Here is a 12,066-nt window from a genome sequence, read left to right as displayed (position 1 = left end):
TCAGGCTTCCTTTCGCTTTTGTTCGTCAGGCGTACGCTTCATCATGATGACGCGCGCTGCGCTGACGTTGAATGCAGCCTCCGACTCGGCGCGCAGGTCATGCACCCAGTTGAGCAGCTGGCCGTTCGGATTGTCTTCCTGCGTCTGTTCGCAGGCATCGACGCACTGGCCGCACTGCACGCAGGCGAACATCATGCGCTTGACGTTGCGCGGATTCAGCCGCATCGGGCACACGTGGTCGCAGGCGGAGAAGCAGGTGGAGCAATCCTTTGCGCGCTCGCGCTTGAAGCCGACCACCATCGCCTTGTCGTTCGCCATCCAGGCCAGGCTCTGGAAGAAGCCAATCGCGCAAGCGTAGCGGCAGAACAGATGCCGCGCGAACATGAACTCGATGAAGAAGGCGATGCTGCCGGCCGTGAGGAAAATCGTCTGGTTGCGCGTCAAGGTGCCGTGCCAGATGTTGCCGTATATCTCGGCGGGAGGCAGCAGGTAGGTCAGCAGGACCACCGCCCACAACATCGCGCAGCAGATCACCAGGGGAATGACCGCGAACCACCAGATCGCATCGTGTGGTGTCTGCGTGCCGTTCGGATTGCGTGCAGGCAGTCGCTTCTTGTCCCACAGGCTTTGCTTGCCGATGGCGCGGCGCAGCGTTTGATTGATGGTTTCGACCACGGAAAAATGCGGGCAGAGCCAGCCGCAGTACAGACGGCCCCACTTCCAGCTTACGTAGATGAGCGTGCCGCCGATTCCGACCAGCGGGAGGAATCCGCGCAGCACGATATTCAGCGATGCCTGTGTGGCCGATGCACGGCCGGCCAGGAAATCGTCCAGCCCAAGCGTCCAGTCAAGGCCGAAGAAAATGAAATGCTTGACGTTCAGGTCGAGCCGGAAAATATCGAATACCGGCGAGAAAATGAACAACAGGAAGAACGCGGTCTGCGTCAGTTGCCGCCAGCGCTGCACGCGTATGCCGAACAGGCCGGCCGCCTTGCCCCCGGTCGAGGGCGCGACGCGTGGCCCAGTCAGTGACTGGGGTTGCGGGATTGCCATTTACCACCTCCATCAGCGAATGCGTTTGCGGCTGTTATCGCCCGAAGGTGGCTTTGATCACCTCAAGCAGCGCTGCGGCGGTATCGGCATCGTCGGTGAGCGGCTCCACCAGCGCGGCTTCGCAGGCATCCACCGGATTGCAGCCGGAACGGATGAGGCTGCCTGCATAAACCAGCAGGCGAGTGGACACGGCTTCTTCAAGATCGTGATCCTTCAACTGGCGGAAATGGCCGGCGAGGGTCACCAGTTGCGTTGCCTGCATCGCTTCGACGCCGGTTTCCGCGATGACGATTTTCTGTTCCAGCTCGGCTGGCGGAAAGCCGAAATTGATTGCCACGAAACGCTGACGCGTCGAAGGCTTGAGACTCTTCAGCAGATTCTGGTAGCCCGGGTTGTACGACACCACGAGCATGAAGTCATCGGGTGCCTGCAACTCTTCGCCGGTACGCTCGATCGGCAGGATGCGACGATCGTCGGTCAGCGGATGCAGCACGACGGTGGTGTCCTTGCGCGCCTCGACCACTTCGTCGAGATAGCAGATGCCGCCCTGGCGCACTGCGCGCGTCAGCGGTCCGTCGGACCAGATGGTCTGTCCGTCGCCGATCAGGTGACGGCCGACGAGGTCCGCCGCAGTGAGGTCGTCATGGCAGGCCACCGTAATCAGCGGGCGAGCCAGGCGTGCGGCCATGTGCGCGACGAAGCGCGTCTTGCCGCAGCCGGTCGGACCTTTGATGAGCAGCGGCAGGCGATTGCGGAATGCGTAGTCGAACAGCTCGCACTCATTGCCGACGGGTTGATAGAACGGGATATTCAGCGCGGCCATCAGGCCTGGAGCAGCAATGTCGTTCATGATGTCGATCTTTCAATGCAGGGAAATATGGAATGCGTAGGCGATGGCACCGAGCACGACGAACAGCCAGCCGAGCACGAGCCAGCGCCAGAAGGCGGCGACGTGCCTCAGCGCCATGAAGCGGTCGATGACGACGCGTCCCTTGATGAGCGTCGCGAGCAGCACGGGGATGAGGACAGCGTTCCCCGACCAGGCGGTTTCCGTCATGCTGAAGCTCAGCACGGTGAGTGCGAGCAGCATGAGCCATTGGCGTGTCGATGCGGTAATCATTTAATGCAATACGTAAATCAGAGGGAAGAGCACGATCCACACGAGGTCGACCATGTGCCAGTAGGATGCCCCGGTCTCGACGCCGGCATGCTCCGCGGCGCTGTATTCGCCGCGTCGGGCCTTCAATGCCACCGCGCCGAGGATCACCATGCCGAGCAGGACGTGCATGAAATGAAAGAAGCCGAGGAACAGGTAAAACATGTAAAAAGTGTTGGTCGACATGCTGATGCCGGCGCCGACCTTGGCACCGAATTCGATGAGCTTGAGGACCATGAATGCGCCGCCCAGGGTCATCGCGGCGGCAAGCCAGCGCGCGCAGATCTGGTGACGGTCGCGCCGGATCGCCTCGACGGCGCGCACCACGAAATAGCTGCTGGTCACCAGCAGCAAGGTATTGATCAGCCCGCTGACCCGGTTCAGTTCGAGTTGCGAGGCATTAAACAGTTCCACATTGCGCGCACGCGCAAATGCGTAAGCCAGAAAAAAAATGCCGAACACCAGCAGTTCGGCAAGGATAAAGCACCACATGGCGAGGTCGCCGGGAAGCTCGCGACGTGCGGGCTGTGATGCGAAGGGGGAGAGCGTAGCGTCCACGTTGTTTTCTTTGCCCGCCCGGCGGACCGGGCGGGTGACTCAGTGACAGGTTGTCAAGGATCAGGCGAGTGCCTTGTCCTTGCCTTTGATGAAGAAGCTTGCGATGTACAGCACGAGACCGACGAAGAACATGAGGCCTGAGCCTTCACGCAGCCAGTAGAACACGCTGAGCTGGTCTTGCGTTGCCATGAACGACATCGGTGTGCTCGACACGCGTTGCAGCCAGACTTGCAGGATGCCGGCAGCGGTCAGGAACAAGGTGATCAGCACCATGGCGATCGTCATCAGCCAGAAGCCATACATCTCCGCCGTCTGTGCCGACTTCGAGTTGGCAGGACGACCGCGCATCAGCGGCATGGTGTAGCTGATCATGGTCAGTACCACCATTGCATAGGCGCCAAAGAAAGCCATGTGGCCGTGTGCAGCGGTGATCTGGCTGCCGTGGGTGTAGTAGTTCACCGGAGCCAGGGTGTGCAGGAAGCCCCACACGCCTGCGCCGAGGAATGCCATCACGCCGGTACCCAGTGCCCACAATACGGCTGCGCGGTTCGGATGTTCACGACGGCGGCGGTTCACCATATTGAACGCGAACACAGTCATCATGAAGAACGGAATCGGTTCAAGTGCGGAGAATACGCTGCCCCACCATTGCCAGTATTCCGGTGCGCCGATCCAGTAGAAGTGGTGGCCGGTGCCGATGATGCCGGAGATCAGCGCCATGGCGATGATCACGTACAGCCATTTTTCGATGACTTCACGATCCACGCCGGTGACCTTGATCAGCACGAAGGCCAGCATTGCGCCCATGATCAGTTCCCAGACGCCTTCCACCCAGAGGTGAACCACCCACCACCAGTAGAACTTGTCCTTGACGATGTTGGCCGGGTTGTAGAACGAGAACAGGAAGAAAATCGCCAGCCCCCACAGACCAACCAGCATGACCAGGTTGATGCTGGTCTTGCGGCCGCGCAGGATGGTCATCGAGATGTTGTACAGGAATACCAGCGCAACGATCACGATACCGACCTTGGTCGGCAGCGGCTGCTCGAGGAACTCGCGTCCCATCGTCGCCAGCAGATTGTTGCCCGTGTAGTCGGCCAGTGTCGCGTAGGGCACGAACAGATAACCGAGGATGGTCAGCGCGCCGGCCACGAGGAATACCCAGAAGGTGGCCATCGCCAGTTTCGGGCTGTGCAGTTCGCGCTCCGATTCTTCCGGAATGAGGTAATACGCCGCGCCCATGAAGCCGAACAGCAGCCACACGATCAGCAGATTGGTATGCACCATCCGCGCCACGTTGAACGGTATCGCCGGGAACAGGAAGTCTCCCACGACGTACTGCAGGCCCATGATCAGGCCGAAGATAATCTGCCCGAGAAAGAGACCGATAGCCGCGATGAAGTAAGGCTTCGCGACCGCCTGTGATTTAAATTGCATTTATTTCTCCGATGATTGCAATGATCTGTGTGCCTGTATCAGCCCTCGATGTTCGGCGGCCATTTGGATGTGTTGACTTCAGAGGAGTACTTGAGGAAGTCGACGAGGTCGTTGAGCTGTTGATCGGTCAGGTGGAACTGCGGCATCTGGCGGCGGCCGGGTGCGCCGGTCGGCTGTCCCTTGATCCATGCCTTGATGAAGTCAGGGCCGCGGCGGGTATAGACGTTGCCCAGCTCCGGTGCGAAGTAGGCGCCTTCGCCCATCAGGGTGTGGCAACCGATGCAATTGCGCGTCTCCCAGATATGCTTGCCGCGCGCCACGGACTCCGTCAGGTTCGCTCGGTTGTCACGCTTGGGCAGTGTCTGCATGGTGTCAAAAGTCATGGCCAGAAACAGGAGGAAGAAAAAAACCGCACCCCCGTAAAAGATGTTTCTGGCTGTGGATTTGGTAAATGATGCACTCATGGTTGCTAAGGTCCTTTCAGTCGAAAACCGTGCTGCTTGCAGGAGGCTTGACGATGTGCGAATCGTTTTCCCATCCTCTTCGCTGCGCTTTTTTAAATGATACATTAAAAATACATCTTTAAGCAAAGGGATATTTCTTTGCCGACGTACAGTGTTGTATGGAGAAGGGAAGAAATGACGCTAACGTGCGATGCGCATCGATGAACTTTGCAACGCGAGGTCTGCGTCAAGTCAGTCGACAATGGAGAGGGCTGCGCGACGCAAACAGGATGTGGGTCGCATGGTCGGGGCTTTCGCGGGCTGCATGAACTTGCTTTGGTCAGGCGACCTGGCTGATGCGATTGATCGACAGCGGAAGTCAATGCCCGGATGATGAAGCGCCGGTCCGGCACGCAGGTGACGCTGTCTTCTATCACGCGATGTGAGATGCGATGGTTGCCAGGAATGCACGATGCTGGCATCGGAACGCCTGTTCGTCGACGGGATGGAGGCAATATCCGGAGCCGCCGGCCGCGGAATCTCGAACTTGTCGAAGTAACCTTGAATGGCCGTGTTTCGCGCCGAACTTGTCCGGGGTCGCTGATGCGCAGTCGAACATCTGCCAAGCTTCTCGCCGCAATGCTGGCGCGCGTTGAACTAAGTGCCGCGGCAGGCGCCTAAATGACGTAAGGAAATTTCCCGATGGACTCGTCGCGTGCGTCCCGGAGAGCCAGTCTGCGCGCGCCATTCCGCGTGATTCTCGCTTGCCGCAACAGCTTTGTGGCCACTTAAACACATGTATATAGCTGAGATGTCACCTTCACTATCTTCGATAAGTCCTTAATTATCTTGAGGATTCATTCAATGCGTTGCCTCAACGAAACGCGCTAAGTCATTGAGTTCATTGGAAAAAATCGCATTTTTGTTTCCGAATATTACTTGACCGCAAATAAAGCATCCTCTAAAGTGGGCAACAGTGTGAAAAAGTGTATTTTTGTGGGGCAAAAAACTGTAGCCGTACGGAAATCACGGTTCACGAAAACGACTAAAAACAACAACCACGAGGGTAATCAGGGTGTTTCAAGGCGCGTCAGCATTGAGTCTCGATGCAAAAGGGCGGATGACGATTCCGGCCAAGCATCGCGACGCCTTGTCGCTTCAATGCGAAGGACGCGTCACGCTGACACGGCACCCGCATGGTTGTCTGCTGTTTTTTCCGCGCCCGGTCTGGGAAAACCATCGCGAGCAGATCGCCGCGTGGCCCATGTCGGCGCGCGCCTGGCAGCGCATTTTTCTCGGCAATGCATCCGATGTCGAAATGGACACGGCCGGCCGCATTCTCATCGCGCCAGAACTGCGTTCCGCAGTCGGATTGACGCGCGACGTGATGTTGCTTGGCATGGGCAGCCATTTCGAGATCTGGGATGCCGAAAAACTTGCCCAGGACGAGGCGCAGGCCGTGGCGAACGGCATGCCTGATGTCTTGAGTAACTTTTCGTTTTAGCGGCCCGTGATGAACAAAAATGCGGTGCCCGAATTGCAGCACCGAACGGTGCTGCTGGAAGAAGCGGTCGATGCGCTGGCGATCGACGGCGAGCGCGCCAATGGCGTGTACGTCGACGGCACCTTCGGTCGCGGCGGTCACAGCCGCCGGATCCTCGAACGACTCGGCCCGCGCGGCCGCCTGATCGCTTTCGACAAGGATCCGCAAGCGATTGCGACCGCCCAGGCGATTGCCGATGCACGTTTCGAGATCGTGCATGACAGTTTCGCCACGATGGATGAAGCGCTGGCGTCGCGTGGCGTGACGCTGGCGGATGGAATTTTGCTGGACCTGGGTATCTCGTCGCCGCAAGTGGATGAAGCGGCGCGGGGTTTCAGTTTTCGACTCGACGGACCTCTCGACATGCGCATGGACACCACGCGCGGCATGTCGGCGGCGGAATGGCTCGCAACCGAGTCTGAACAGACGATAGGAAAGGTGATACGAGATTATGGGGAAGAACGGTTTGCTTTTCAGATTGCAAAGGCGATTGTTGCTCGCCGGGCAGTCCAGCCAATTTCAGGCACACGACAGCTTGCCGAGATCGTGGCACACGCCGTCAAAACCCGCGAGAAAGGCAAGGATCCGGCCACTCGCACATTTCAAGCTATCCGGATTTACATCAATAAAGAGCTTGAAGAACTTGAAATAGGGCTGAATGCCGCATTAAAAAAACTGGCCCCGCACGGGAGATTGGCTGTGATCAGCTTTCATTCGCTGGAAGATCGCATCGTCAAGCGCTTCATGGCATCCAAAGCCAACGCGCCGCAGCCCGATCGTCGCCTGCCGATTCGTGCAATCGACCTGCCGCAGCCGGAACTCAAACTGCTGGCAAGAATGAAACCCTCCGACGCCGAAGTCGCCGCCAATCCGCGCGCACGTTCGGCGATCATGCGCGTGGCCGAGCGCACCACCGTCATCGGGGCAGCGCAATGAGCGGCCGCATCAGCATGGTCCTCGCCGCCGCCCTCGTCTTGTGCGCGCTCTCGGTCGTCAACGCGCAGTATCAGGCACGCAGCCTGTTCATCGAACTCGAACGCGCCCAGGCCGCTGCCAAGCAGCTCGACATCGAGTGGGCTCAGCTGCAGCTCGACCAATCGACCCTCGGCAAGAACGCACGCATTGAAGCCAACGCACGACGCGACCTGAACATGGTCCAGGTCACGCCCGCCCGCACGCAATACCTGACGCTGGGGGCGAACTGATGTCGCGTACCGCCGCCGCCAAGGGAGTGCAATTCAGCGCGAGCCCCGTGCTCGCGGTGAAACTGCCCGTTTGGCGTTCGCGCGTGGTCCTGTTTGGCATGTTCGCCGCCTTCGCCGCGCTTGCCGGCCGCGCGCTCTGGCTGCAAGGCATCTCCACCGATTTCCTGCAGAAGCAGGGCGAATCACGCTATGCGCGCACGCTTGAGCTGCCGGCCACGCGCGGCAAGATCACGGATCGCAACGGGCAGGTGCTGGCCTCTTCCTTGCCGGTGAAGGCAATCTGGGCAATTCCGGAAGACGTGCAGGGCGCGCCCAAGGAAAAACTGCGTGAGCTGGCAAGGCTGCTCGACATGAGCGAGCGCGACCTGAACAAGAAGCTCGACTCGGACCGCAGCTTTGTCTACCTGAAGCGGCAGGTGGAGCAGGAAGTGGCAGACAAGATCGCCAAGCTCGGCATTCCCGGCATTGAAGCGCGCAAGGAATACAAGCGCTATTACCCGGAAGGCGAGGTGATGGCGCACATTGTTGGCTTCACCAACGTCGAAGACGCCGGACAGGAGGGCATGGAGCTGGCGTCGCAGAAGAATCTGGCCGGCACCAACGGCAGCCGACGCGTCATCAAGGACCGCCTCGGCCGCATCGTCGAGGACATCGAATCGGTGCGCATGCCGCACGACGGCAAGAATCTCGCCTTGTCGATTGACAGCAAGATCCAGTACATCGCCTTCTCTCAATTGAAGGAAGCCGTCGAGAAGCACAAGGCGAAGGCCGCCGGCGTCGTCGTAGTGGATGTGCAGACCGGTGAAGTGCTGGCGCTGGCCAATCTGCCGACCTATAACCCGAACGACCGCGTCCACCTGACCGGTGCGCAGCTGCGCAACCGGGTATTGACCGACACCTTCGAGCCGGGCTCGATCATGAAGCCGTTCACGATCGCGCTTGCGCTGGAAAACAAGCTGGTCACGCCGAACACCGTCATCCAGACCGCGCCTGGATATCTGACCATTGGCAAGGCGACCATCCACGACGCGCACGTGCACGGCCCGCTGACGGTCTCGGAAGTCATTGAAAAATCATCCAACGTCGGAACAACGAAGATCGCGCTGCAACTGCAGCCGCAGCAGATGTGGGAAATGTTCACCACGGTCGGCTTCGGCCAGCCGCCCAAGCTGGGCTTCCCCGGTGCGGTTGCCGGAAGGGTGCGGCCGTTCAAGTCGTGGCGCCCGATCGAGCAGGCGACCATGAGCTACGGCCACGGCATTTCGGTATCCCTGATTCAGATGGCGCAGTCGTACATGATCTTCGCGCGTGACGGCGACACGATTCCGCTCACTTTCCAGAAGGCCGGCGATCAACCGATCAGCCGTCGCGTTATTTCGGAAAAAACGGCTCGCGACGTGCGCGCGATGATGGAAACGGTCGTCAGCCCTGCCGGCACCGCGCCCAAGGCGCAGATTCCGGGCTACCGCGTCGCCGGCAAGACCGGCACGGCACACAAGCTGGCCGGTGGACAGTATGTCAACAAGTATGTGGCGTCCTTCGTCGGATTCGCGCCGGTATCCAATCCGCGCATCATTGTCGCCGTGATGGTCGATGAACCGTCGAACGGCTCGCACTATGGTGGCGATGTCGCCGCGCCGGTGTTCGCCTCGGTCACGGCCAATGCCTTGCGCGCGCTGAACGTTGCTCCGGATTCACCGGTGACCGACATCATCATTCCGGCCGACGGCGTGAAGGAGAGCATGTGATGACTGCGGCGCCGAGATCGACATTGACGGAAGCCCTGGCCTGGCTGCACGCGACGGCGCCGAAGGCGGACCTGTCGTCCGATTCCCGCAGCATCAAGGCCGGCGACGTTTTCTTTGCATTTCCCGGCGAAACCGCCGACGGCCGCGACTACATCGAACGCGCGATGGAAGCCGGCGCAAAGGCCGTCGTCTACGAGGCGGCCGGCTTCGACTGGAACAATGCGTGGACCATGCCCCACCTTGCGGTGCCGAATTTGAAGGTACTCAGCGGCCAGATCGCCAGTGCGTATTACGGGCATCCGGACGCCGCCATGTTCAGCGTTGCCGTCACCGGCACCAACGGCAAGACTTCCTGCACGAACTGGCTCGGCCAGGCACTGTCGCGTCTCGGCCAGGCGACGGCGGTCATCGGCACGCTCGGCGTCGGCTTCTACCAGCGCGGAGAACATGGCGGCTTCAGCACCACCGGTTACACGACGCCGGACGCAGTGCTCCTGCAGCGCAAGCTGGCGCAATTGAACGGCGCGGGCGCGCAGGCGCTTGCCATCGAGGCATCATCGATCGGCCTGGAACAAGGCCGCCTGGAGGGCATGCATTTCGATGTCGCTTTGTTTACCAATTTCACGCGCGACCACCTGGATTATCACGGCAGCATGGACGCATATGAAGTCGCCAAGAGGAAGCTGTTCGACTGGGCGGGCTTGCGGCATGCGGTGATCAATCTGGACGACGATATGGGTCTGCGGCTGATCCGGCACATGAAAGACACGCATCCCTCCGTGCCGCTCATCGCCTACTCGATTACCGAGTGCGCCGTGTCGGATGTGCCGACTCTGCGCGCCAGCGAGATTCGCACCAGTCATGGCGGTACCGTATTTCGACTCGATTCGGCGTTCGGCTCGGCGCAGGTCAGGACGCAACTTGTCGGCCAGTTCAATGTCAGTAATGCTCTCGGCATCCTGGGCGTGCTGCTGGCAAAGGGCATCGACTTCAAGGCCGCCATCGAAGCGGCTGAAACGCTGACGGCAGTGCCGGGCCGCATGCAGCAACTGGGCGGGCAGGATGCGCCCTTGGTTGTCATCGACTATGCGCACACGCCGGACGCGCTGGAAAAGACCTTGACGACCCTGCATCAGGTGGCGCAGCAGCGCAGTGGCGAACTCTGGTGCGTGTTCGGCTGCGGCGGCGACCGTGATCCGGGCAAGCGTCCGCAGATGGGCAAGGTATCGCAGTCGGCGGACCATATCGTTGTCACCAGCGATAACCCGCGCTCTGAAGATCCGGCCGCGATTCTGACGCAGATCGTGGAGGGCATCGATGCCGGGCGACTCGCACACGATGCACCGCACGTGATCGAAGACCGGGCAGCCGCCATCCTTTGGGCAATCCGGCATGCAGGGAAAAACGATGTGGTTCTGCTGGCCGGTAAAGGCCATGAACCGTATCAAGAGATCAAAGGCAAAAAATTGCCGTTTCTGGATGCAGACCATGCCGCACTGGCATTGGCTGCAAGAGCAACAATGAAGGGGATGAATTAATGAAATCATCATTGGCTGAATTGCAGCCATGGATTTCGAGTGCCGTCGTGGTGAACAACACCGCGACCGATGCAGCATTCGACGGCGTGTCGACCGACAGCCGTCAGGTATCCGTTGGGTGTTTGTTCGTCGCCTTGCGCGGCGAACGCTTTGACGCGCATGATTTTTTGAACGAGGTCGCGGCCAAGGGCGCGGCCGCGGTTGTGGTGGAGCGAGTGCCGGAAGGCCTGACGGTACCGGCGCTGGTGGTGCCGGATACGCGTGTCGCGCTTGGCGAAATTGCACGTCACTGGCGCCGCCAGTTTACCTTGCCGGTCATCGGGGTTACCGGCAGCAACGGCAAGACGACGGTCAAGGAAATGATCGCTTCTGTCCTCGCAGCGGCATTCGGCGCGGACCAGATCCTCGCCACGCGCGGCAATCTGAACAATGACATCGGCGTGCCGCTCACCGTGTTCCGTCTGAACGCCTCGTACAAGGCGGCGGTGATCGAGCTCGGCATGAATCATCCGGGCGAAATCGCCACGATTACCGGAATAGCATTGCCGACCGTCGGCCTGGTGAACAACGCACAACGCGAACACCAGGAATTCATGGAAAGCGTGGAAGCGGTCGCGAAGGAAAACGGCGGCGTGATCATGGGGCTGCCGGCGGATGGTGTCGCGGTATTCCCGGCCGATGACACCTATACATCCTTGTGGCGCGCGTACGCCGGCCAACGCAAGGCATTGACATTCGGTCTGTCGCAGGACGCGGATGTGAGCTGTACATTTCAGGTGAACGATTTCGGCAGTGACCTGTCCATTACTGCCGGTGGGAAACATTTCCAGGTAAAGCTCTCTGCCGCAGGCGTGCACAACGTGCGAAATGCCCTGGCAGCGACGGCATGCGCGCTCGCGATCGGCGTGTCTCAGGATGCGGTAGTCCGCGGCCTTGAGGCATTCGCGCCGGTCAATGGCCGCTTGCAGCGCAAGACGGCAAAGAGTGGTGCCTTGGTGATCGACGATACCTACAACGCCAACCCGGATTCGGTACGCGCGGCAATCGATGTGTTGTCGCACGCCGCCGGACCGCGGGTGCTGGTGCTGGGCGACATGGGCGAAGTGGGCGACGAAGGCCCGCAGTTCCATGTCGAGATCGGCGCTTATGCGCGTGACAAGGGGATCGAGCATTTGCTGACACTGGGCGAATTGGCGTGCCATGCAAGCGCGGCGTTCGGCTCGGCAGCAAGGCATTTCGACAATATCGAATCGATCAACCAGGCAGCCGAGAGTCTTGTTTCCGCCGGCACGACGGCGCTGGTGAAGGGCTCGCGTTTCATGAAGATGGAGCGTGTAGTCCAGCACCTCGTCAATCAAATCGATCAAGGACAGGGATCTCACTGA

The 12,066-nt window shown here is 60.0% G+C and carries 12 protein-coding genes; 6 read left to right on the top strand and 6 right to left on the bottom strand.

The genetic code is table 11. The features are described from left to right. Genes E6W33_RS00575 through E6W33_RS00550 form a run of 6 tightly spaced genes read right to left on the bottom strand, consistent with a single transcriptional unit; the run spans position 1 to position 4,668 of the window. A complete protein-coding gene (locus E6W33_RS00575) occupies positions 1-1,053 on the bottom strand; it encodes a 4Fe-4S binding protein (RefSeq protein WP_136413224.1) in 1,053 nt (350 codons plus the stop codon). A gap of 34 nt (positions 1,054-1,087) precedes the next feature. Further along, positions 1,088-1,903: a CbbQ/NirQ/NorQ/GpvN family protein gene (locus E6W33_RS00570; RefSeq protein WP_136413223.1), complete on the bottom strand. Its 816-nt coding sequence runs from the start codon at positions 1,901-1,903 to the stop codon at positions 1,088-1,090. Between the two features lie 12 nt (positions 1,904-1,915). Then, complete coding sequence (locus E6W33_RS00565) at positions 1,916-2,173, bottom strand: cytochrome C oxidase subunit IV family protein (protein WP_136413222.1); 258 nt, start codon at positions 2,171-2,173, stop codon at positions 1,916-1,918. Beyond that, positions 2,174-2,767 carry a cytochrome c oxidase subunit 3 family protein gene (locus tag E6W33_RS00560; protein WP_247869474.1) on the bottom strand — a complete coding sequence of 198 codons (594 nt, stop codon included), beginning with the start codon at positions 2,765-2,767 and terminating at the stop codon, positions 2,174-2,176. A 60-nt stretch (positions 2,768-2,827) separates the two neighbouring features. Next, positions 2,828-4,204, bottom strand: a complete 1,377-nt coding sequence (locus tag E6W33_RS00555; protein ID WP_136413221.1) for a cbb3-type cytochrome c oxidase subunit I — start codon at positions 4,202-4,204, stop codon at positions 2,828-2,830. A 38-nt stretch (positions 4,205-4,242) separates the two neighbouring features. Beyond that, positions 4,243-4,668 (bottom strand): cytochrome c, encoded by a 426-nt coding sequence (locus E6W33_RS00550; RefSeq protein ID WP_136413220.1) that lies wholly within the window; start codon positions 4,666-4,668, stop codon positions 4,243-4,245. Positions 4,669-5,722: 1,054 nt separating this feature from the next. Here E6W33_RS00550 and mraZ point away from each other — a divergent pair. Genes mraZ through murF form a run of 6 tightly spaced genes read left to right on the top strand, consistent with a single transcriptional unit; the run spans position 5,723 to position 12,066 of the window. Beyond that, positions 5,723-6,151 (top strand): division/cell wall cluster transcriptional repressor MraZ, encoded by a 429-nt coding sequence (mraZ, locus tag E6W33_RS00545; RefSeq protein WP_136413219.1) that lies wholly within the window; start codon positions 5,723-5,725, stop codon positions 6,149-6,151. A gap of 9 nt (positions 6,152-6,160) precedes the next feature. After that, a complete protein-coding gene (gene rsmH, locus E6W33_RS00540; protein WP_136413218.1) occupies positions 6,161-7,126 on the top strand; it encodes a 16S rRNA (cytosine(1402)-N(4))-methyltransferase RsmH in 966 nt (321 codons plus the stop codon). Beyond that, positions 7,123-7,395, top strand: a complete 273-nt coding sequence (gene ftsL, locus E6W33_RS00535) for a cell division protein FtsL (protein WP_136413217.1) — start codon at positions 7,123-7,125, stop codon at positions 7,393-7,395. The genes rsmH and ftsL overlap by 4 nt, the downstream gene beginning before the upstream one ends. Then, the gene (locus tag E6W33_RS00530) at positions 7,395-9,143 is read left to right on the top strand and encodes a penicillin-binding protein 2 (protein WP_136413216.1); all 1,749 of its coding nucleotides are present in this window, start codon (positions 7,395-7,397) and stop codon (positions 9,141-9,143) included. Before ftsL ends, E6W33_RS00530 begins: the two co-directional genes overlap by 1 nt. Further along, the gene (locus E6W33_RS00525; RefSeq protein ID WP_136413215.1) at positions 9,143-10,681 is read left to right on the top strand and encodes a UDP-N-acetylmuramoyl-L-alanyl-D-glutamate--2,6-diaminopimelate ligase; all 1,539 of its coding nucleotides are present in this window, start codon (positions 9,143-9,145) and stop codon (positions 10,679-10,681) included. The genes E6W33_RS00530 and E6W33_RS00525 overlap by 1 nt, the downstream gene beginning before the upstream one ends. Then, on the top strand, positions 10,681-12,066 hold the full coding sequence (gene murF / locus E6W33_RS00520) for a UDP-N-acetylmuramoyl-tripeptide--D-alanyl-D-alanine ligase (protein WP_136413214.1): 1,386 nt from the start codon (positions 10,681-10,683) through the stop codon (positions 12,064-12,066). The genes E6W33_RS00525 and murF overlap by 1 nt, the downstream gene beginning before the upstream one ends.

The organism is Herbaspirillum sp. ST 5-3 (assembly GCF_004804275.1).
Taxonomy (GTDB): Bacteria; Pseudomonadota; Gammaproteobacteria; order Burkholderiales; family Burkholderiaceae_D; genus Noviherbaspirillum.
The sequence above is the reverse complement of the archived record's forward strand: the minus strand, read 5'-3'. Positions and strand labels throughout refer to the sequence as shown.

What these genes read in the sequence shown, in the direction of transcription:
- E6W33_RS00575 (WP_136413224.1), bottom strand. Translation starts at nt 1,053, where the DNA reads ATGGCAATCCCGCAACCCCAGTCACTGACTGGGCCACGCGTCGCGCCC.
- E6W33_RS00570 (WP_136413223.1), bottom strand. Translation starts at nt 1,903, where the DNA reads ATGAACGACATTGCTGCTCCAGGCCTGATGGCCGCGCTGAATATCCCG.
- E6W33_RS00565 (WP_136413222.1), bottom strand. Translation starts at nt 2,173, where the DNA reads ATGATTACCGCATCGACACGCCAATGGCTCATGCTGCTCGCACTCACC.
- E6W33_RS00555 (WP_136413221.1), bottom strand. Translation starts at nt 4,204, where the DNA reads ATGCAATTTAAATCACAGGCGGTCGCGAAGCCTTACTTCATCGCGGCT.
- E6W33_RS00550 (WP_136413220.1), bottom strand. Translation starts at nt 4,668, where the DNA reads ATGAGTGCATCATTTACCAAATCCACAGCCAGAAACATCTTTTACGGG.
- rsmH (WP_136413218.1), top strand. Translation starts at nt 6,161, where the DNA reads ATGAACAAAAATGCGGTGCCCGAATTGCAGCACCGAACGGTGCTGCTG.
- ftsL (WP_136413217.1), top strand. Translation starts at nt 7,123, where the DNA reads ATGAGCGGCCGCATCAGCATGGTCCTCGCCGCCGCCCTCGTCTTGTGC.
- E6W33_RS00530 (WP_136413216.1), top strand. Translation starts at nt 7,395, where the DNA reads ATGTCGCGTACCGCCGCCGCCAAGGGAGTGCAATTCAGCGCGAGCCCC.
- E6W33_RS00525 (WP_136413215.1), top strand. Translation starts at nt 9,143, where the DNA reads ATGACTGCGGCGCCGAGATCGACATTGACGGAAGCCCTGGCCTGGCTG.
- murF (WP_136413214.1), top strand. Translation starts at nt 10,681, where the DNA reads ATGAAATCATCATTGGCTGAATTGCAGCCATGGATTTCGAGTGCCGTC.